Source organism: Rhodococcus sp. G6(2025), from assembly GCF_058628105.1.
In genome coordinates this window covers 6,865,923-6,887,070 of sequence record NZ_CP179750.1, presented here as the reverse complement: position 1 = coordinate 6,887,070, position 21,148 = coordinate 6,865,923, and the positions used below count along the sequence as shown (strand labels likewise).

The window sequence follows — 21,148 nt, the reverse complement described above, 5'->3', positions numbered from 1 at the left end:
GGAGACACACTCGGAAGTTCGGTGTCGTGGGACTGCTTTACCGAGTTGTGTCCTTCTCCGGATTCGGCATCTGTTCCAGAAACTTCACCGCTGCTTTCAGGTCGTCGCTCAGAGGGCGGTCGGTCGTCCGCGGATCCAGGCACGCGCGTGCCCGGTCCAGGTACGCGCCGAGTTCGGTGGTCGTGTCGAGTTCGTGGTTCTGCTGGCCGAGCGCGCGCACCGCCGAGATCAGTTCGCACGCGAGCACGATGCGAGACTGGGCGAGGATGTCGGTGAGTTGGGTGGCGGCCTGCGACGCGAAGCTCGCGTGGTCCTCGGTTCCTCGGGAGATCACGGTGTGTCCGAGAGAGCCCGGCGCCGCGGCCATCCGGATCTCGGCGATGGCCGCGGACGTCGTGTACTCCAGCAGCATGGTGCCGCTACTGCCCGCCGGACCGTCGGCCAGGAACGGCCGGAGACCGGTGACCACCGGATCGGAGAGATTGGCAAGTCTGCACTGCGACAACAGCGCCGCGCTCGACAGCGCGAGTTTCGCCTCGTCCACGGCGAGGGCGATCGGCATTCCGTGGAAGTTCCCGTTGTGGAACACGGCGTCGTCCTCGACGGAGATGAGGGGGTTCTCGGAGGACGAGTTCATCTCGATCGCGAGCGTGCCCCGCAACCGCTGCAGCGCCTGCCACGTCGCCCCGAGGATCTGCGGCAGGGCGCGGAACCCGTAGGAATCCTGCACGCGGGCAGCCTGTACGCGGTGGCCCGCGAGGAGTTCCCGGACCCGGCCGGCCACCTCCTCCTGGCCGAGGTGCCTGCGGGCAGCCTGCACCCGTGCCGCGAACGGTTCGACGGAACTGCGCGTCGCCAGCAGCGACAGCACACCGACGATCAGCGAGTGCTCCAGCCAGTTCGCGACGCTGTCGGTGGCCGACGCCGCGAGCGCGACCGTCATCGCGTTGGTCGAGATCAGCGGGAGTGCGTCACCCTGGTGTGCGGTCCACCGGGTGACGAATCGACCGTCCCGCAGCGGTGCCTCGCCCATCAACCCGAGCGCGATCTCGGAGAACGCACTGAGGTCGCCGGTGCCTATCGCCCCGCGAGCGTGCACGGTGGGCTGTTCGTCCGCCGCGACGGCATCGATCAGCGCGGTCACGATGTCGGGGTGCAGACCGGATCCGCCGTTGAGAATCTGGTTGACGCGAATGATCATGGCGGCGCGGACGACGTGATCCGGCAGCGCGGGGCCCGAACCCGTGGCGTGGCTGCGGAGAAGTCGAAGGTCCTGGTCGACGCCGTCGGAGACGGAGGTGTCCCGGTTGCCCCCGACACCCGTGGTGCGTCCGTAGATGGGCTGCCGTTCGGCGATGCGCACGGCTGTCTCCCACGAACGGCGTGCGTGGTCGAGCGCTGCGGGGTCGGGCTCGATCACGACGGGTTCCCGGGCCAGCGCCGTGAGTTGGTCGACGGTGAGCTGGGCGCCGTCGAGCACCACAGGAAGGGGCGGGTGCGGTTCCTCGGTCGAGCTGGAATCTCTCCGGGTCATCAGAACTCCGTGATCGATGTGGTGTGCCTCACTCTTCGAGATGTATAGTCCTGTATATACCGCGGCGTGTCAACCGTCAGTTTCCCGTCATGACCTCCATCGCAAGACCGTGGTGAGCGGCTGGCATTCCGGCTAGGTCAACCTCTCACTTCGATCAGTCCCTCGGTGATCTTCCGGAACGTAAGGTCTCGGGAGAGGTGCATATATGGCCATGCATCGATCCCGCTATGACTGATCGACCGAAGGAATGAGTCCAATGCCGCAGCAGGTACGAGGCGTCATCGCCCGCTCCAAGGGTGCCCCCGTCGAGATCGCGACCGTCAACATTCCGGACCCCGGTCCGGGTGAGGTGGTGGTCGATATCGCGGCGTGCGGTGTGTGCCACACGGACCTCACCTACCGCGACGGCGGGATCAACGACGAGTTCCCGTTCCTGCTGGGCCACGAGGCTTCGGGGATCGTCGAGAGTGTCGGTGAAGGCGTCACGTCCGTGGCGGTCGGCGACTTCGTCGTCCTGAACTGGCGCGCCGTCTGCGGTCAGTGCCGGGCCTGTAAGCGCGGCCGCCCGCAGTACTGCTTCGACACGCACAACGCCGCGCAGAAGATGACGCTCGAGGACGGCACCGAACTGACTCCCGCCCTGGGGATCGGCGCGTTCGCCGACAAGACGCTCGTCCACGCCGGACAGTGCACCAAGGTGGATCCCTCCGCGGACCCGGCAGTCGTCGGGCTGCTCGGCTGCGGCGTGATGGCCGGCCTCGGTGCCGCCGTGAACACCGGCAACGTCTCCCGCGGTGACACCGTCGCCGTCATCGGCTGCGGTGGTGTCGGCGATGCCGCGATCATGGGCGCCCGCCTGGCAGGCGCCGTGAAGATCATCGCGATCGACCGGGACGACAAGAAGCTCGAATGGGCGAAGGACCTGGGCGCGACGCACACGATCAACGGCGGCCAGGTGGATGCCGTCTCGGCCGTCCAGGAACTCACCGGCGGTTTCGGCGCCGACGTCGTGATCGATGCGGTCGGCCGCCCCGAGACGTGGAAGCAGGCGTTCTACGCCCGCGACCTCGCCGGCACCGTCGTGCTGGTCGGTGTCCCGACCCCCGACATGACCCTCGAGATGCCGCTGATCGACTTCTTCTCCCGCGGCGGATCCCTGAAGTCCTCGTGGTACGGCGACTGCCTGCCCGAGCGTGACTTCCCGATGCTCGTCGACCTGTACCAGCAGGGCCGGCTGCCGCTGGACAAGTTCGTCACCGAGCGCATCAAGATCGACGAGGTGGAAGCGGCGTTCCACAGCATGCACGCCGGTGAGGTGCTGCGTTCGGTGGTCGTTCTGTGAGCGGGCAGTTGCGGATCGAGCGGGTCGTCACCGAGGGAACGTTCGCCCTCGACGGCGGAGAGTGGAACGTCGACAACAACATCTGGCTGATCGGTGACGACACCGACGTCGTGATCGTCGACGCCGCCCACACCGCGCAGCCGATCATCGACGCGGTCGGAGGCCGGCACGTGAATGCCGTGATCTGCACGCACGGTCACAACGACCACATCACCGTCGCCCCCGAATTGGCCGAGCGTTTGCATGCCCCGGTGCTGCTGCACCCCGGCGACGACGTGCTGTGGAAGATGAGCCACCCCGACGCCAAGTACTGGCATCTCGAGGACGAACAGCGGATCGCCATCGCGGGCACCGAGATCCAGGTGATCCACTCGCCCGGTCACTCGCCGGGGTCGGTGTGCCTGTACCTGCCCGAGGCCGGGGCACTGTTCTCCGGCGACACCCTGTTCTCGGGTGGCCCCGGCGCCACGGGCCGGTCGTACTCGGATTTCCCGACCATCATCGGGTCGATCCGGGACCGGCTGTTCGCTCTTCCCGAAGAAACGCTCGTCCACACCGGTCACGGTGACGGAACCACGATCGGCACCGAGGCCCCGCACCTCGCCGAATGGATTGCACGAGGAAACTGACTCCATGACCGACACCACCGACAGGTACACCTTCGACGAAGATGATGTCGTCGTCACGCACGAGAAATCCTATGCGGCAGGTGTTCCTGCGGTGTTGGTGTCGTTGCGTCGTGGGCTCGAGCAGATGGGTCCGGTGCGCACGGCCCGGACGTTGATGAGGTTGAATCAGCGGGAGGGGTTCGACTGTCCGGGGTGTGCGTGGCCGGAGACTCCGGGGCACCGCAAGCATGCGGAGTTCTGTGAGAACGGGGCGAAGGCGGTCGCGGAGGAGGCGACCACCCGCAAGGTCGGGCCGGAGTTCTTCGCGGCGCATTCGGTGTCGGATCTGCTGGGTCGGACCGAGTTCTGGTTGGGGCAGCAGGGCCGGTTGACGCATCCGATGGTGTTGCTGCCGGGAGCCTCGCATTACGAGCCGATCGGCTGGGACGCGGCGTTCGCGATGATCGCCGGGGAGCTGCGGGCGTTGGCATCGCCGCACGAGGCGGTGTTCTACACGTCCGGGCGCACCAGCAATGAGGCGGCGTTCGTGTACCAGTTGATGATCCGGGCGTTCGGGACGAACAACCTGCCGGACTGCTCGAACATGTGCCACGAGTCGTCGGGTAGTGCGTTGGTGGAGACGATCGGGATCGGGAAGGGGTCGGTGTCGGTTCCCGACCTCGAGAACGCGGACCTGATCCTGATCGCCGGGCAGAACCCGGGCACCAACCACCCGCGGATGCTCTCGACCCTCGAGAAGGCGAAGGCCAACGGGGCGAAGGTGATCGCGATCAACCCGCTGCCCGAGGCCGGGTTGATGCGGTTCAAGGACCCGCAGAAGGTGCACGGGGTGGTCGGCGACGGTGTGCAGATCGCCGACGAGTACCTGCAGATCCGGATCGGCGGCGACCAGGCCCTGTTCCAGGGATTGGGCCGGTTGCTGCTCGAGGCGGAGGACCGCAATCCCGGGACGGTGCTGGACCGGGAGTTCATCGACCGGCACACCGCCGGGTTCGAGGAGTGCGCGGCGCATCTGCGGCAGGTCGATCTGGGCACGGTGGCGGCGGCGACCGGGCTCACCCTCGAACAGATCCAGGCCACGGCGGACGCGTTGATCTCCTCGAAGAAGACCATCATCTGCTGGGCGATGGGGTTGACTCAGCAGACGCACGGGGTCGCGACGATCCAGGACGCGGTGAACCTGCTGCTGTTGCAGGGGATGATCGGCAAACCCGGGGCCGGGGTGTGCCCGGTGCGCGGGCACTCGAACGTCCAGGGTGACCGGACGATGGGGATCTGGGAGAAGATGCCCGAATCGTTCCTGGCCGCGCTCGACGCCGAATTCGGTATCCGCTCGCCGCGCGAGCACGGGTTGGACGCGGTCGACTCGATTCGGGCGATGCGGGACGGGAAGGCGTCGGTGTTCCTCGGGATGGGCGGCAACTTCGTCTCGGCGACCCCGGACACCGAGACCACCGAGGCCGCGTTGCGGGGCTGTGCGCTGACGGTGCAGGTGTCGACGAAACTGAACCGCTCGCACCTGGTGACCGGGCAGACCGCGCTGATCCTGCCCTCGCTGGGGCGCACCGACAAGGACGTGCAGTCCGGGAAGAAACAGCAGGTCACGGTCGAGGACTCGATGTCGATGGTGCACCTGTCCCGCGGCAGCCTGTCACCCGCGAGCGACCAGTTGCGCAGTGAGGTCGCCATCGTCTGCGGGATCGCGCAGGCCCTGTTCGGTCCCGACCATTCGGTGCCGTGGGCGGAATTCGCCGCCGACTACGACCGCATCCGCGATTCCATCGCAAGGGTCATTCCCGGGTTCGAGGACTTCAACCGCAAGGTCCGTCAACCGGACGGGTTCGGACTGCCGCACCCACCGCGGGACGAGCGCCGGTTCGTGACGGACACGGGGAAGGCGAATTTCACGGTCAACGAGCTGTCCTGGCTGCCGGTCCCGCAGGGGAAGCTCATCTTGCAGACGATGCGCTCACACGATCAGTACAACACCACCATCTACGGTCTCGACGACCGCTACCGCGGCGTGAAGGGCGGTCGGCGGGTGCTGTTCATCGCTGCCGAGGACATCGCCGCCCTCGGGTACGTCGACGGGGACCGGGTGGACCTGATCTCCGAGTGGGAAGCCCCGGACGGGACGGTGCAGGAGCGCCGGGCCGACGACTTCCGGTTGGTGCCGTACCCGACGCCGCGGGGGAACGTCGCAGCCTACTACCCGGAGACGAATCCGCTGATCCCACTCGATCACGTGGCCCGCAAGTCGAACACCCCGGTGTCGAAGGCGATCACCATCCGTCTCGAACGGCGACCCTGATGGGGCGTGTGACCACCCGGACCCCGGTCACCCGGATCACCGACACCCGGCAGTCCACCCGACCGGACACCGTGGTGGTGGAGGAGCCGCTCGAGATCCGGGTGAACGGGACACCGCTGGCGGTCACCATGCGCACCCCCGGTTCCGATGTCGAACTGGCGCAGGGGTTTCTGCTGACCGAGGGCATCATCGGCGACCGCGCGGACATCGCGTCGATCCGCTACTGCAACAGCGTCGACGACAACGGTGTCAACACCTACAACGTCCTCGACGTCGATCTCGCGCCCGGGGTGTTCCTGCCCGACACCGGTATCGAACGCAACTTCTACACCACCTCCTCGTGTGGGGTGTGCGGGAAGGCGTCGCTGGATGCGATCCGGCAACGCACGAAGCACTCACCGGCCACCGATACGGTGCGGGTGCCGGCCGCGACGATCGCGGAGCTGCCCGACCGGTTGCGGGCCGCGCAGAAGGTGTTCGAGACCACCGGGGGCCTGCACGCGGCCGGATTGTTCACCCGGACCGGGGAACTGCTCGCGATCAAGGAGGACGTGGGGCGGCACAACGCCGTCGACAAGCTGATCGGCTGGGCCACCGAACAGAACCGGGTCCCGCTGCGGGGAAGCATCCTGCTCGTGTCCGGCCGGGCGTCGTTCGAGCTGGCGCAGAAAGCGGTGATGGCCGGCATCCCGATCCTCGCCGCCGTGTCCGCACCCTCCTCGCTGGCGATCGACCTCGCCCACGACACCGGGCTCACCCTCATCGGGTTCCTCCGCGGCACCACCATGAACATCTACACCCACCCGGACCGCATCACCTGACGTGAGTGGCAAAGCGTGCGCCCGCACACTTTGCCACTCACGTGAGGGGGTCAGTGCCCGATCGGCGGCGTCGCGACGCTCATGCGTGCCTACTGGTGGTGTCGGCGCGGATGCCCGCCTCCAGGGCGATCGCGCCCGCCTCACCTCGGGACGCCACACCGAGCTTCTTCAGCACACCCGCGACATGGAATTTGACGGTGCTCTCGCTGATGCCGAGGCTGTCGGCGATCGCCTTGTTCCGCTTGCCGGTCGCGAGGTGACCCAGGACCTCGAGTTCGCGGGGGTTGAGATCGCCCAGTTGCTGTTCGTCCGGTCGCGCCACCGGTACGTCGAGGGGGATCGCGACGGCTACCCGGGACCCCCACCCGTCGACCGACTCCACGTCGATCCGGCCACCGAGCGTGTGCACCCGGCCGGAGAGTTGCCGCACCAGCGCGTCGGTATCGAGACCGCCGTCGCCGTCGTCGCGGACCTCGACCAGGAGGTTCGCGCCGTCACAGTCCCAGGCGATGCGGATTCGCTCGAGGGCGGCTTGCGCCGCGAATGCCAGGACGGCGCTCCGGACGACGGCCCGGGCGGCACTGGCCACCTCGCCGGGCAGCGCGCGACCGTCCACCGGCGGATCGACGTAGTCGACCCGCACGGGCCGGTGCTGGAGCAGCGGCCGCAGTTCGCCCTGCAGCCGGGCGAACGCGGTGGTGACGGCTTCCTCCGCGAGGTTGCGGTCGGATTCGCCCGCGGAGCGCAGGGTCACCAGCGCCGAGGACGCCGTCTCGCTCGCCGTGATCCGCGACCGACGGTCGTCGAGGTCCTTGGACCGGAGCGTCGACAGGATCGATTCGAGCGTTGCCGCGTGCAGGTCCGTCAGCTCCACGATGGTCCTGGCCCGCTCGCTCGACGCCGCCCGCGACTCCGCCAGGTATGCGGGGCTCGCCTGCGCCACCTGATGCCGGATCGACACGGCGACGACGCCGAACGCGCCCGCCACCAGCGGGACCTCACGAATGCGCTGCCGCGGCTTGGGCAGAACGAGGAGGAGGGTCCCCGTCGCGTCCAGCAGCGCCCACACCTTCCGTTTCGCTCCGGCAATCACGGTGTGGTCGTCGAAAGGAGTGCCTTCCGTCATGCGGGTGCGCAACGCGTCCAGTTCGGCGATGGTGACGCGCTCGACCACCGACGGATCTCCGCTGACCTTGCGGGGACGTCCCGTGCATTCCCGGGTGAAGATCACCAGCGCGGTGTGCGGCCAGATGTCGGCGAGGAACTTGGAGAAGCGGACGGCGATGTCGGGCAGCGGACCGTCGATGACGTCCCGCATGGAGCCGAGAACATCTGCAGGGGACACAGAAGTCGAGCTGGGAAGAACCACGTGTCGAGCCTATCCGCGCAGGCGGCGGCTGCCGGGCCTGGGCCGTCCGCTCACGGTGCCGGCTCGGCGCGGGCGGCGTCGACGACGTCGGACCGGACGAGTCCCAGTGATTCCAGTGCCCGCGCCGCGGTGCCGTGCGTGATGGTGGCGACGGCTGCGACGAGGTCGGCTCCGACGATCGGTCGCCGTTCCGACTTCGCGAGAGCCACCGCATTGCGGAACGCGGCCTGGGCCGGTTCGGTCAGTCGCAGCGGCCCGGTGCGCGGGCGGCTCAGGGCGCTGGTGGCGACGCCCGCGTCCGTCATGCCTGCCGCCGCGAGGGCTTCCCCGTGCACGCGAATGACCGCCTCGCGCAGTGCGTCCCGGTTCGATCCGAGACGCTCGAACACTCGGGCTGCCGTACCGTCCGGCAGTACGAACGAGGCGAGCAGCAGATGCTCGAGGCCCGGATCCCGGTCGCCCAGCCGGTCGGCTTCGGCCTCCGTTTCCGAGAACAGCGTCTTCATCGTCCGCATGTCGCGCCATGCCCGGGTGAATGTCATCGTGTGCCCCTCGTCTTCTTGTCGGAGGATCGTCCGGGACCGAGGCGTTTGTGCGCCGCCTGACCCGAGACGCCGAGAGCGTGACCGATGTCCGCCCAGGTCCAGCCCGCGGACAGTGCGTGTGCGACGGCGTCACGCTCGAGCTGATCGGCCTGACGCCGCAGCGCGACGACGGCAGCGAAAGCGGTCGCCGGGTTCGGATCGTCACCCACGGTATCAACTTAAGTTGATGAGACGGATCCGTCAACCTTTGTTGATGGGTCGACCGGAATCAGAGCGCGGCGTTCTTGTCGAACTCGGTGCCGAGTTCCTTCGCCACGCGCTTGAGCAGCGGCACGATATGGTCCGCCGACTCGAGGGTGACCCGGGCCGCGGGCCCGGAGACGGAGATGGCGGTGGGGGTCGGAGCGTTCGGCACCGGCACCGAGAAGCAGCGGACGCCGATCTCCTGCTCGCCCTCGTCGATCGCGAACCCGCGGTTTCGGCTCAATTCGAGATCGGCGATCAGCATGTCGGGGTCGGTGAGGGAGTTCTCGGTGTACGTCGTCATTCCGGTCCGGCCGACCAGTGAGCGCACGGCGTCATTCGAGAGCTGCATGAGGATGGCCTTGCCGACGCCGGTGCAGTGCGGGTAGACGCGTCGGCCGACCTCGGTGAACATGCGCATCGCGTGTTCGGACGGCACCTGCGCGACGTAGACGGCCATGGTGCCGTCGAGGACGGCCATGTTCGCGGTCTCGCCGGTGCCTCGCACCAGTTCGGACAGGTGCGGTCGCGACCAGGCGCCGATCAGCTGGGTGGCGCTCTCGCCGAGGCGAATGAGCTTGGGCCCGAGCGCGTACCGCCGGGTGGGTAGCTGCCGCACGTATCCGCGGTTCATCAGGGTGCGGATGAGCCGGTGAATGGTCGGGAGGGGGAGTCCGGCCAGGTCGGCGAGTTCGCTGACCCCGATGGACCCGCCGGCACTCGCCATGATCTCGAGTATGTCGAATGCGCGCTCGACCGACTGCACGCCGCCGGCCGGACTCTGACCGTTCGTCATGTCTGTCTCCATCCTCTGACTGCGCGAGAGCCCCCACATTCTTTCCGTCAGACGGAAAGGGTGCTCCGTATGACGATAGCGCGGGAGTGGCGGATCGCGACGATTCCTGCGCTACATCGGTTGACAAACGTCGGTGTGACGGCGTTCACTATATCGAGATACGAAATACAACTTCCATAATATGGAAAACACCAAGCCCCGAGGGAGGGCCCCGTGTCTGAAGTCGAAATCGCTGCGAAACCCACAAAGCAGCGTTGGTACAGATCACTTTTCGTCCAGGTCCTGATCGGAATCGCCCTGGGCATCGCCACCGGAATCCTGTTTCCGGAGTTCTCCCATCACCTGGCGCCACTGGGTGAGGGCTTCATCAAGCTGATCAAGATGGTCGTGTCGCCGCTGATCTTCCTGGTGATCGTCACCGGCATCGCCAAGGTCGGCAGCATGAAGGCGCTCGGCAAGATCGGCGGCAAGGCGCTGCTCTGGTTCACGGCCGCGACGACCTTCGCGCTCGGGCTCGGCCTGCTCGTCGGAAACCTCGTCAAGCCGGGTAGCGGGCTCAACATCGACCCGGCCACGCTGGACACCAGCGCCCTGGACGAGAAGACACAGGGCGGCCACCTGCCGGGTGGCGTCGAGTTCGTCATGCACATCATCCCGACCAGCGTGTTCGATGCGTTCGCACAGAACAACCTGCTGCAGGTGCTGCTGTTCGCGATCCTGTTCGGTGTCGCGCTGGCGTCCTTCAGTGAATCGGCTCCGCCGATCCTGATGGATGTGATCGACCAGACGCTGCACGTCATCTTCCGCATCGTCGGCTACATCATGTACCTGGCGCCTCTCGGAGCGTTCGGTGCGATGGCATTCACCGTCGGCAACTACGGTGCCGGCTCCCTCAAATCCTTCGGAGTACTCATCCTGGCGTGCTACGGCGCTGCACTGGTCTTCATCGCCGTCCTGTCGATCGTGGTCAAGCTGATCACCGGAGTGAACGCGTGGAAGTTCATCAAGTACTGCCGCGAAGAATTCATGCTCGCCCTGGGCACCGGATCGTCCGAGGCGGTCATGCCCCGCATCATCAAGAAGTTGGACAACGCGGGATGCGACCGCGCCGTCGTCGGTCTGGTGATCCCTACCGGCTACTCATTCAACCTCGACGGAGCCGCGATCTACCTGTCGCTGGCGATGATGTTCCTGGCGCAGGCGGTCGGGGTGGACCTCGGATTCGGCGAGCAGCTCGCGATCATGGGCATCCTCATTCTCAGCTCCAAGGGAATGGCGGGTGTGCCGGGGTCGGCCTTCGTCGCCCTGTCCGCGACCGCTGCCGCAATCGGCGCGTTCCCCGTGGCCGCGGTCGCGTTGCTGCTCGGCGCCGACCGGCTCATGGACTCCATGCGCGTATTCACGAACCTGCTCGGCAACTGCCTCGCCACGTTCGTGGTCGCGAACTGGGAGGGCATGCTCGACAAGGACAAGATGCGAGCGGTACTCGACGGGAAGGTCACACCCGACGACCCGGACGACGTCACCATCCACCCGCACCCGGGGCACGAACACCTCCAGGACGCCCCGGCACGGCCGGCGATCGAGAGGCGCGAAGCGCTGACCACGAACGGGGCCGCGGAAGGAACGGTGAACCACCATGCCTGACACCCAGCCCACCGTCGCAGTGCTCGGCACCTGGGGATACCACGGACTCCTCGACGACGCCGAACAGGTCGACATCGACACCCCGTACGGGCCGACGTCGGACAGCATCGTCCTCGGGTCGTCCGGGGGCCGCCGGCTCGCCTACCTGACCCGCACCGGACGACACCGCAACATCCCGCCCCACCGCATCAATGCCCGCGCCAACATCTGGGCCCTGCACAGCCTCGGCGTGCGCACGATCCTCGCGCCCACCCCCTCCGGCTCGCTGCGCCCGGCGATCGGCGTCGGCTCGGTCGTAGTGCCCGACCAGCTGGTCGACCGCACGGGCCGCACCGACGACACCTTCCACGACGACGACGTCCACATCTCCTTCGCGGACCCGTTCTGCGCCCACGGGCGCCGAGCGGTGGTGTCGACGCTCCGCCGGAACGGCTGGGTGGTCAACGACGGCGGTGTGATGGTGGCGATCCGCGGCCCACGATTCTCGACCCGCGCCGAATCACGTTGGTACGCGGCCCAGGGATGGGACCTGATCAGCATGACCCCGTACCCCGAGGCGGCGCTGGCCCGGGAACTGGGCATGTCCTACACCTGCATCGCCCTGGTCACCGATCACGACGTCATCAGCGACACCCCGTGGCCGGTCACCCAGGACCTGGTGCGCGAAGGACTCGACGCCAACACCAAACGACTACGCGAAGCGCTGCTCCAGGTAGCGATCGAACTGGCGGGCAAGCCCGAAGCGGCGACACCTGCCCACGGAAGAAGGAGCTGACAAGATGGCCGAATTGTTCTGCAACGGTGGAGCGATGCGTGGCGGAAACCTGCATCACAACGTGTCCGCGCACACGTTCCTCGGCACGGTCCGGACCGCCCCGAAGTACCGATTCTTCTCCGTGCGTGACGAATTCCCCGCACTGCTGCTGATGGAGACTGGGGGAGCCTCGATCGAGGGCGAGCTCTACGACGTGCCGATCGGAGACATTCGCACCGACTTCCTCCCCGAGGAGCCCGAGGAGCTCGAGCTCACCGTGATCGAACTGTCCGACGGCCGTTCGGTTCTGGCGGTAGGCCTGCGACCGGGCCTCCTCGAGAGCCGAGCCGGCGAGCTCACCGAGATCACCGATCACGGCGGCTGGCGACGCTACCGAGGCCTGCCCGAGCCCGACAACACCACAGTCTCCTGAAAACCCGGAAAGTGAAGAAACAACCGATGGATACCTTGGCCTACACCCTGAACTGCTCGATCCTGCTCACCGACGTGCCGCTCCTGCAGCGCCCACAGGCTGCCCGGGATGCCGGATTCGACGCCGTCGAATTCTGGTGGCCCTTCGACACCGCCGTACCGCGGGACAGCGACGTCGACGCGTTCGTGGGCGCGATCGAGAACGCCGGAGTGCAGCTGACCGGGTTGAACTTCGCGGCGGGCAACATGCCGGCGGGGGACCGCGGACTGCTGTCCGACCCGGCGCAGGTCTCGGCGTTCCGCGACAACATCGACATCACTGTCGGAATCGGAGAACGGTTGGGCACCAAAGCTTTCAACGCCCTGTATGGTAATCGTATCGACGGCACGGATCCGAAGATTCAGGACGACACGGCCACCGAGAACCTCGCCCAGGCGGGCAAGGCGGCGGATCGTATCGGTGCGGTCGTGCTCGTCGAACCGGTCAGCGGCACGCCGGCGTACCCGCTGAAGAGCGCGGCCGACGCGATTGCCGTGATCGACCGGGTGAAGGCGGAACACGGTGTCGACTCGCTTCGGCTCCTCGCAGACCTCTACCACCTCGAGGTCAACGGCGACGACGTCGGCGCCGCGATCGACACGTACGCGGACCGCATCGGGCACGTACAGATCGCGGATGCTCCTGGTCGCGGAGAACCCGGCACCGGAACACTCGACATCGACGGCTACCTGACGAGGCTCGCCGGACACGGCTACCGCGGATACGTAGGGCTCGAGTACAAGTCCACCCGACCGGACACCTTCGACTGGTTGCCCCGCGAACAGCGCGCGTCCCGCGCCGGCCACTGACACACCACCACTTCGACGGAATCGAGGACACTCGTGAGCACTATCGCATTCATCGGACTCGGAATCATGGGCAGCCCCATGGCCGTTCATCTCGCCAAGGCCGGCCACCAGGTGGTCGGATACAACCGCTCGCCCGAGCGCACCGCGGCACTCGTCGAGGCCGGCGGCACCGCAGCGGACTCCATCGCCAAGGCCGTTGCCGGCGCCGACGTCGTGGCCGTGATGGTCCCCGACTCGCCCGACGTGCAGGCCGTACTCGCCGGTGAGGACGGAGTCTTCGAGCACGCCCCGGCAGGCGCTCTGATCATCGACTTCTCCAGCATCCGGCCCGACGTCACCACCGCACTCGCCGCGCAGGCGGCCGAGCGTGGATTCCGGCTGATCGACGCCCCGGTGTCGGGTGGCGAGGCCGGTGCGGTCAACGCCGCACTGTCGATCATGGTCGGCGGCGCCCCGGAAGACTTCGAGTCGGCCAGGCCGATCCTCGACGTCGTCGGGAAGACGGTGGTCCACGTGGGCCCGAACGGCTCCGGACAGACGGTGAAGGCAGCGAACCAGCTGATCGTGGCCGGCAACATCCAGCTCCTCGCGGAGGCGATCATCTTCCTCGAGGCCTACGGTGTCGACACCGCGGCCGCCGTGGAGGTACTCGGCGGCGGGCTCGCCGGATCGGCCGTCCTGAACCAGAAGGCGCAGAAGATGCTGGACCGGTCGTTCGAACCCGGATTCCGGATCGACCTGCACCACAAGGACCTCGGCATCGTGACCAGCGCTGCCCGTGAGGCAGGCGTCGTGACACCCCTCGGCGCCGTCGTCGCCCAGCTGATGGCCTCCGCCCGTGCGAACGGTGATGGTGGCCTGGATCATTCGGGTCTGCTGCGCGGAGTGGAGCGGCTGTCCGGCCGCCCCTCCCAGTGACCCGCTTCAACTCGTAATCCTCGATGGAGAACTGATATGCCTCGTATGCGCGCCGCTGACGCAGCGGTCAAGATTCTGGAACTCGAAGGTGCCACCCAGGCCTTCGGCCTCCCCGGTGCGGCGATCAACCCGTTCTACGCAGCAATGCGTGACCACGGTGGGATCAAGCACGTCCTCGCCCGCCACGTCGAGGGCGCATCCCACATGGCCGAGGGGTTCACCCGCGCCAAGGCCGGGAACATCGGTGTCTGCATCGGGACGTCCGGGCCGGCCGGGACCGACATGATCACCGGCCTGTACTCGGCGATGGCGGACTCGATCCCGATCCTCGCGATCACGGGGCAGGCCCCGGTCGCGCGCCTGCACAAGGAAGACTTCCAGGCCGTCGACATCGCCGCGATCGCGGGTCCGGTCACGAAGATGGCGATGACGGTGCTCGAGCCGGCCCAGGTTCCGGGTGCGTTCGCGCAGGCATTTCACCTGATGCGGTCCGGTCGGCCGGGACCGGTTCTCATCGACCTGCCGATCGACGTGCAACTGGCGGAGATCGAGTTCGACCCGGACACCTACCAGCCGCTGCCCGTGTACAAGCCGGCGGCGACCCGGGCGCAGGCGGAGAAGGCCCTCGACATGCTGGGGGCCGCCGACCGCCCGCTGATCGTCGCCGGCGGCGGCATCATCAACGCCGACGCCGCGGATCTGCTCGTGGAACTGGCGGAACTGCTGGACGTTCCGGTGGTGCCGACGCTGATGGGCTGGGGCACCATCCCGGACGACCACCGCCTCGCCGCGGGCATGGTCGGTCTGCAGACCGCCCACCGGTACGGCAACGCGACCATGCTGGCGTCGGACTTCGTCCTGGGCATCGGCAACCGCTGGGCCAACCGGCACACGGGCGGTCTCGACACCTACCGCAAGGGGCGCAAGTTCGTTCACGTCGACATCGAACCCACCCAGATCGGCCGCGTGTTCGCACCGGACTACGGGATCGTCTCCGACGCCAAGGCGGCGCTCGAACTGTTCGTCGCCGTCGCGAAGGAGCGCAAGGCCGCCGGAACACTCGCGGACCGCAGCACCTGGGTCGAGGACTGTGCCACCCGGAAGCGGACCATGCAGCGCAAGACCCACTTCGACGACGTCCCGGTCAAGCCGCAGCGGGTGTACGAGGAGATGAACCGCGTCTTCGGGCGCAACACCCGGTACGTCAGCACGATCGGGCTCTCGCAGATCGCCGGCGGCCAGTTCCTGCACGTCTACAAGGCCCGCAACTGGATCAACTGCGGCCAGGCCGGGCCGCTGGGCTGGACCATCCCCGCCGCTCTCGGAGTGGTGGCCGCGGAGCCGGAGACACCCGTCGTGGCGCTGTCCGGTGACTACGACTTCCAGTTCATGATCGAGGAACTGGCGGTGGGCGCCCAGTTCAACCTGCCGTACATCCACGTCGTGGTGAACAACTCCTACCTGGGACTGATCCGTCAGGCGCAGCGCGCATTCGACATGGACTTCTGCGTGCAGCTGGGCTTCGACAACATCAACACCCAGGAAACCACCGAACACGATGTGCTGCCCGCGGTCCCGAAGGGGTACGGCGTCGATCACGTCAAGGTCGCCGAGGGGCTGGGCTGCAAGGCGCTGCGGGTCACCGAGCCCGGCGAGATCGCAGGCGCCCTCGAGAAGGCCCGTGAGCTCGCCGGTGAGCACAAGGTGCCGGTGGTGGTCGAGGTCTTCCTCGAGCGGGTCACCAACATCGCGATGGGAACCGAACTCGACAACGTCGCCGAGTTCGAGGATCTGGCGGAGAGCTGGGAGCACGCTCCCACAGCCCTCATGCTGCTGGACTAGGGGGGGGCACCGTGACACGTGTACTGGTCGCACCCGACAAGTTCAAGGGATCCCTCACCGCCGCGGAAGTGGCGGACGCCCTCGCTGACGGACTCCTGGCCGGTGATCCGTCCTGGGTGATCGATCGTGTTCCGGTCGCGGACGGCGGCGACGGCACCGTCGCCGCGGCCGTCGCCGCAGGGTGGTCTCCGGTCGCGGTGACCACCACGGGGCCGACGGGTCTACCCGTCACCTCGTCCTACGCGGTGCGCGGCTCGACCGCGGTGGTCGAACTGGCTTCGGCCGTGGGGTTGGTACTGCTCCCGGACGGTGTGATGGATCCCATGGGTGCCAGTACATTCGGACTCGGCACCGTCGTCAGGCACGCGCTGGAGGGGGGAGCCCGCGAGATCATCGTCGGTCTCGGGGGCAGCGCGTCAACCGACGGCGGTGCCGGCTTGTTACAGGCCCTCGGCGTGCGTGTCCTCGACGCCGGCGGCAACGAGGTCGCGCAGGGGGGAGCGGCGCTGCGCCACGCCGCCCGGGTCGACCTGACCGGTCTCCACCCGGCGGCGCGTGCGGCGCACTTCCGGCTCGCCTGCGACGTCGACAATCCGCTCCTCGGCCCGACGGGCGCCACCGCCGTATACGCAAGCCAGAAGGGCGCGGCCGCAGAAGAACTGGTCGTCCTCGAGGACGCCATGTCCCGGTGGGCGCAGGTCGTGCGCGCCGCGACCGGCCGCGACGACAGCCGGATCGCGGGTGCGGGCGCTGCGGGAGGCGCGGCGTTCGGCGCGATCTCGGTGCTGGGGGCCGACACGCGGCCCGGCATCGACACGGTCTTCGGGCTCGTCGACTTTCCCGGGAGACTCGCGGGGGCGGACCTCGTCATCACCGGTGAGGGGGCACTCGACGCGCAGAGCCTCCACGGCAAGGCGCCGATCGGCGTCGCGATCGAGGCGCGCAAGGCCGGAATTCCCGTCCTCGCCGTCTGCGGCCGAAACCTGCTCAGCGACATCAAATTACACGCCGCCGGCATCTCCGCGACATACGCACTCGCGGACCTCGAACCGGACCTTCATCGATCGATCAGAGATGCGGCGGAACTACTGCGCCGGATCGGCTGCACGATCGCGGCATCGACTGCCGAACTCGCACCACTCAGCACACGAGGAGAATCATGACGTCACCCGACTTCACCGCACTACCCGACCTCGCCTCACGCGCCCTCGGCGGAAGCGTATCCGCGGCCAACGACGAACTGTTCGCCCAGCGGGAGAACCTCATCAAGGCGGAGGCCCCGTTTTTCGACCCGTCCGATTTCGGGCACAAGGGCAAGGTGTACGACGGGTGGGAGACCCGCCGCCGCCGCGACGACGGCCACGACTACGCGATCGTCCGGCTCGGGGCTGCGGGCATCATCCACGGGATCATCGTGGACACCGCGCACTTCAAGGGCAACTACCCGCCCTTCATCTCCATCGAGGCGGCGTCGATCGAGGGCTACCCGTCCATCGAGGAGGTCATGAAGGCGGACTGGCAGACCATCGTCGAGAAGTCCCCGGCCGAGGGCCACGCCGCGAACGCCTACGCCGTCGCCGACCGGCACCGGTGGACACACGTGCGGCTGTCCATCTACCCCGACGGCGGCGTCGCACGGTTGCGGGTGCACGGTGAGGTCGTGCCCGACCCCCGGTTCCTCGACGGGACGGTGGACCTGCTGGCCGCGGAGAACGGCGGACGCCTCGTCGGCTGCTCCGACGCGTTCTACGCGTCGCCCGCGAACATCATCCTTCCCGGGCGGGCCCGGAACATGGGGGAGGGCTGGGAGAACTCCCGGCGTCGTGGCGGCGGCAACGACTTCGCGGTGTTCTCGCTGGCCGCGGCCGGCATTCCCCGGCACGTCGAGATCGACACCAGCTACTACGTCGGGAACGCGCCCGGCTGGGTGCGGCTGAGCACCGCCGACGCGCGGACCGCCGACATCGCCGACGAGAGCGCGTGGACCGAACTGCTGTCCCGCACGGCCGTGCAGCCCGACACGAGGCACCGCTTCGTTCTGGACGCCACCGAGGCGGCCACGCACCTGCGACTCGACGTCTACCCCGACGGTGGCCTGTCCCGGCTGCGGCTGTTCGGCGACCTCGACGCGACTGCGCTGGCGGAGACGCGACGCACCTGGTGGGAAGCCCTGCCCCAGAGCCATCAAGCGCTCGTCGCCGACCAGGCGCCGCGCTAGTCGGAGCACCGGCGCGCTCTCCACCCCTACCTGACGAACCCGAGGAAACACGCATGCCCAATCCCAGTCCCGGTTACTCCATCACCGTTCGCGTCACGGCCCCGGTCGGCGCAGGCACCACCTCGACTCTCGCGGGGGCGGTGGCCTCCGTGAAGGGCGCCATGACCGCGTTGGACGTGGTGGAGAGCCACCCCGACCACATGGTCATCGACGTGACGTGCGACGCCTCCGACGTCGAGCACGCCGAGCAGATCGCGTCCGCGATCGCCGACGTGCCCGGTGTCGTGGTCGGCAAGGTCAGTGACCGCACGTTCCTGCTCCATCTCGGTGGGAAACTCGAAGTGGTGCCGAAGGTTCCGCTCAAGCACCGCGACGACCTGTCCCGCGCGTACACACCCGGCGTCGCCCGGGTCTGCACCGCGATCGCGGAGAACCCCGAGGACGTGCGGCGGCTGACGATCAAGCGCAACACCGTCGCGGTCGTCACCGACGGCTCGGCCGTGCTGGGGCTGGGCAACATCGGTGCCGCCGCGTCGATTCCCGTGATGGAGGGCAAGGCGGCCCTGTTCAAACAGTTTGCGGACGTGGACGCGTGGCCGGTCTGCCTGGACACCCAGGACACGGACGCGATCGTCGAGATCGTCCGGGCCCTCGCACCGGTGTACGGGGGAATCAACCTCGAGGACATCTCCGCCCCACGCTGCTTCGAGATCGAGGCCCGGCTCCGCGACATGATGGACATCCCGGTGTTCCACGACGATCAGCACGGCACCGCCATCGTGGTTCTCGCCGCACTGACCAACGCCCTGCGGGTGGTCGAGAAGAGCCTCGACACGGTGAAGATCGTGGTCTCGGGGGTCGGCGCCGCCGGACACGCCATCATCCGACTGCTGGTCGCGCAGGGTGCCACGAACATCGTGGCGTGCGGGCGGAACGGCATCCTCTCGCCCGACGACACATCCGACTCGTTCCGGTCCTGGATCGCGAACAACACCAACCCGGAAGCTCGGTCCGGATCGCTGCGGGACGCACTGGTCGGTGCGGACGTGTTCATCGGTGTCTCGGCGCCGGACATCCTGACCGGCAGCGACATCGAGACGATGGCGGAGCGGTCGGTCGTGTTCGCCCTCGCGAATCCGGTGCCCGAGGTCGATCCGGTCGCGGCCGGCAGGCACGCGGCCGTCGTCGCGACCGGACGGTCGGACTTCCCGAACCAGATCAACAACGTGCTCGCGTTCCCGGGCGTGTTCCGGGGCCTGCTCGACGCGCACGCCGTCGAGATCACCGACGACATGCTCATCGCGGCCGCCCGCGCGATTTCCGATTCGGTGTCTCCGTCGGAACTCAACCCCACGTACATCGTGCCGAGTGTGTTCGATGCCGCAGTCGCCCCGGCCGTGGCCGCGGCGGTGCGCAGCGTTGCCGGCGCAGGTGGTGAACACGATGTCTGATCGGCTCGACCTGCTGTTCCGCGCCCCGCGGGTGATCACCGCGGCGGGGGAGGTCGCCCGCTGCGTGGGTGTGCGGGACGGCCGGATCGTCGTCATCGAACCGTTCGGCGCCCAGCTCGACGCCGAGGTCGTGGTCGAACTGGGCGACGACGAGGTGCTGATCCCCGGTCTCGTAGACACGCACGTGCACGTCAACGAACCGGGCCGCACCGAGTGGGAGGGATTCGCGAGCGCGACCCGGGCCGCGGCCGCAGGCGGGGTGACCACCATCGTCGACATGCCGCTCAACAGCATCCCGCCGACCGTCGACGCCCTGGCACTCGACGTGAAACGCCGGGTCGCCGCCGATCAGGCATACGTCGACGTCGGATTTTGGGGCGGCGCCGTGCCCGGCAACGTCCCGGACCTGCGGGCCCTGCACGACGCGGGCGTGTTCGGATTCAAGTGCTTCCTGCTGCACTCCGGCGTCGACGAGTTTCCGCCGCTGGATCCGGCCGAGCTCGAACTGGCGCTGAAGGAGATCGCGGGCTTCGGCGCGATGATGATCGTGCACGCGGAAGACGCACACGCGATCGACCGCGCGACGTCGCCAGGTGGGGAGAACTACGCGGACTTCCTCGACTCGCGGCCGCGCGGTGCCGAGAATCTCGCCATCGCAGAGGTTATCGAGCTGGCCCGGTGGACCGGGTGCAGGGTGCACATCCTGCACCTGTCGAGCTCCGATGCGTTGCCGATGATCGCGTCGGCCCGCAAGGACGGCGTGAAGCTCACCGTGGAGACGTGCCCGCACTATCTGTCGTTCGTCTCGGAAGAGATACCCTCGGGGGCAACGCAATTCAAGTGCTGCCCGCCGATCCGTGAAGCCGGGAACCGTGAACTGCTGTGGCAGGGCCTGGCCGACGGCGTGATCGATTGCGTCGTCACCGATCACTCCCCGTGCACGGTCGACCTCAAGAGATTCGACATCGGCGACTTCGGTGTCGCGTGGGGCGGCATCGCCTCGCTGCAGGTGTCGCTGTCCGCGGTGTGGTCGGAGGCCAAACGTCGCGGGCACAGCCTGAACGACGTGGTCCGGTGGATGGCGGAGAACCCGGCCGAGCAGGTCGGGCTGAACACGAAAGGGCACATCGCGCTGGGGTACGCGGCGGATTTCGCCGTGTTCGCGCCCGAGGAGGCGTTCGTCGTCGACGTGGCCGCCCTGCAGCACAAGAATCCCGTCTCCGCCTACGATCGGCGTGCCCTCGCCGGCGTCGTGCGTAGTACCTGGCTGGCCGGCAAGCGGATCGACCTCGACGAGGCGCCCCGGGGGCGGCTGCTCAGCCGCGGACTGGCCTGACGCCGCCGCGCTCTCCCCCGCTGTCGCGCTGGATCCGAAAGATCCAGTGCTGCAGCGGGTTTGTCGTGTTCCGGTCGGCGCGCCACCAAGATATATCCTGCCGAAATCATT

19 protein-coding genes are annotated in these 21,148 nt (G+C 67.8%); 14 read left to right on the top strand and 5 right to left on the bottom strand.

Annotation, left to right across the window (positions count from 1 at the left end; genetic code table 11):
* Positions 1-37: 37 nt before the first annotated feature.
* A complete protein-coding gene (locus ACLIVD_RS31890) occupies positions 38-1,534 on the bottom strand; it encodes an aromatic amino acid ammonia-lyase (protein ID WP_418342271.1) in 1,497 nt (498 codons plus the stop codon).
* Positions 1,535-1,790: 256 nt separating this feature from the next.
* Here ACLIVD_RS31890 and ACLIVD_RS31885 point away from each other — a divergent pair, with 256 nt between their 5' ends.
* From ACLIVD_RS31885 to fdhD, 4 genes are read left to right on the top strand one after another with little or no spacing between them, the layout of a single operon-like run.
* The gene (locus tag ACLIVD_RS31885; RefSeq protein WP_280781343.1) at positions 1,791-2,876 is read left to right on the top strand and encodes an S-(hydroxymethyl)mycothiol dehydrogenase; all 1,086 of its coding nucleotides are present in this window, start codon (positions 1,791-1,793) and stop codon (positions 2,874-2,876) included.
* Positions 2,873-3,505, top strand: coding sequence for an MBL fold metallo-hydrolase (locus ACLIVD_RS31880; RefSeq protein WP_491931236.1), 633 nt, complete (start codon positions 2,873-2,875; stop codon positions 3,503-3,505). Before ACLIVD_RS31885 ends, ACLIVD_RS31880 begins: the two co-directional genes overlap by 4 nt.
* A gap of 4 nt (positions 3,506-3,509) precedes the next feature.
* A complete protein-coding gene (locus ACLIVD_RS31875; protein ID WP_491931235.1) occupies positions 3,510-5,816 on the top strand; it encodes an FdhF/YdeP family oxidoreductase in 2,307 nt (768 codons plus the stop codon).
* The gene (fdhD, locus tag ACLIVD_RS31870; protein ID WP_280781346.1) at positions 5,816-6,637 is read left to right on the top strand and encodes a formate dehydrogenase accessory sulfurtransferase FdhD; all 822 of its coding nucleotides are present in this window, start codon (positions 5,816-5,818) and stop codon (positions 6,635-6,637) included. Before ACLIVD_RS31875 ends, fdhD begins: the two co-directional genes overlap by 1 nt.
* 79 nt (positions 6,638-6,716) lie before the next feature.
* Here the strand turns inward: fdhD and ACLIVD_RS31865 are convergent, their stop codons facing one another.
* The 4 genes from ACLIVD_RS31865 to ACLIVD_RS31850 all read right to left on the bottom strand — a co-directional run bounded on the left by ACLIVD_RS31865 (position 6,717) and on the right by ACLIVD_RS31850 (position 9,590).
* Complete coding sequence (locus ACLIVD_RS31865) at positions 6,717-7,955, bottom strand: helix-turn-helix transcriptional regulator (protein ID WP_105414490.1); 1,239 nt, start codon at positions 7,953-7,955, stop codon at positions 6,717-6,719.
* Positions 7,956-8,056: 101 nt separating this feature from the next.
* The gene (locus ACLIVD_RS31860) at positions 8,057-8,548 is read right to left on the bottom strand and encodes a Clp protease N-terminal domain-containing protein (RefSeq protein WP_283331984.1); all 492 of its coding nucleotides are present in this window, start codon (positions 8,546-8,548) and stop codon (positions 8,057-8,059) included.
* Positions 8,545-8,760, bottom strand: a complete 216-nt coding sequence (locus tag ACLIVD_RS31855; RefSeq protein WP_283331983.1) for a hypothetical protein — start codon at positions 8,758-8,760, stop codon at positions 8,545-8,547. The genes ACLIVD_RS31860 and ACLIVD_RS31855 overlap by 4 nt, the downstream gene beginning before the upstream one ends.
* Before the next feature lie 59 nt (positions 8,761-8,819).
* Complete coding sequence (locus ACLIVD_RS31850) at positions 8,820-9,590, bottom strand: IclR family transcriptional regulator (RefSeq protein ID WP_005260937.1); 771 nt, start codon at positions 9,588-9,590, stop codon at positions 8,820-8,822.
* A gap of 213 nt (positions 9,591-9,803) precedes the next feature.
* Here ACLIVD_RS31850 and dctA point away from each other — a divergent pair, with 213 nt between their 5' ends.
* From dctA to allB, 10 genes are read left to right on the top strand one after another with little or no spacing between them, the layout of a single operon-like run.
* Positions 9,804-11,237, top strand: coding sequence for a C4-dicarboxylate transporter DctA (dctA, locus tag ACLIVD_RS31845; RefSeq protein WP_283331982.1), 1,434 nt, complete (start codon positions 9,804-9,806; stop codon positions 11,235-11,237).
* Positions 11,230-12,012, top strand: coding sequence for an MTAP family purine nucleoside phosphorylase (locus ACLIVD_RS31840; RefSeq protein WP_283331981.1), 783 nt, complete (start codon positions 11,230-11,232; stop codon positions 12,010-12,012). Before dctA ends, ACLIVD_RS31840 begins: the two co-directional genes overlap by 8 nt.
* A gap of 4 nt (positions 12,013-12,016) precedes the next feature.
* Entirely contained in the window at positions 12,017-12,424 is a 408-nt protein-coding gene (locus ACLIVD_RS31835) for an allophanate hydrolase-related protein (protein WP_283331980.1), read from the top strand.
* A 26-nt stretch (positions 12,425-12,450) separates the two neighbouring features.
* Positions 12,451-13,272 (top strand): hydroxypyruvate isomerase family protein, encoded by an 822-nt coding sequence (locus tag ACLIVD_RS31830; protein WP_283331979.1) that lies wholly within the window; start codon positions 12,451-12,453, stop codon positions 13,270-13,272.
* 33 nt (positions 13,273-13,305) lie between these two features.
* Positions 13,306-14,190 (top strand): 2-hydroxy-3-oxopropionate reductase, encoded by an 885-nt coding sequence (locus ACLIVD_RS31825; protein ID WP_280781351.1) that lies wholly within the window; start codon positions 13,306-13,308, stop codon positions 14,188-14,190.
* Positions 14,191-14,226: 36 nt separating this feature from the next.
* A complete protein-coding gene (gene gcl / locus ACLIVD_RS31820) occupies positions 14,227-16,032 on the top strand; it encodes a glyoxylate carboligase (RefSeq protein ID WP_283331978.1) in 1,806 nt (601 codons plus the stop codon).
* 11 nt (positions 16,033-16,043) lie between these two features.
* A complete protein-coding gene (locus ACLIVD_RS31815) occupies positions 16,044-17,195 on the top strand; it encodes a glycerate kinase (RefSeq protein WP_283331977.1) in 1,152 nt (383 codons plus the stop codon).
* Positions 17,192-18,250 carry an allantoicase gene (gene alc / locus ACLIVD_RS31810; RefSeq protein ID WP_283331976.1) on the top strand — a complete coding sequence of 353 codons (1,059 nt, stop codon included), beginning with the start codon at positions 17,192-17,194 and terminating at the stop codon, positions 18,248-18,250. The genes ACLIVD_RS31815 and alc overlap by 4 nt, the downstream gene beginning before the upstream one ends.
* A gap of 53 nt (positions 18,251-18,303) precedes the next feature.
* On the top strand, positions 18,304-19,701 hold the full coding sequence (locus tag ACLIVD_RS31805; RefSeq protein WP_283331975.1) for an NAD-dependent malic enzyme: 1,398 nt from the start codon (positions 18,304-18,306) through the stop codon (positions 19,699-19,701).
* Positions 19,694-21,037, top strand: a complete 1,344-nt coding sequence (gene allB / locus ACLIVD_RS31800) for an allantoinase AllB (protein ID WP_037226270.1) — start codon at positions 19,694-19,696, stop codon at positions 21,035-21,037. The genes ACLIVD_RS31805 and allB overlap by 8 nt, the downstream gene beginning before the upstream one ends.
* Positions 21,038-21,148 lie beyond the last annotated feature (111 nt).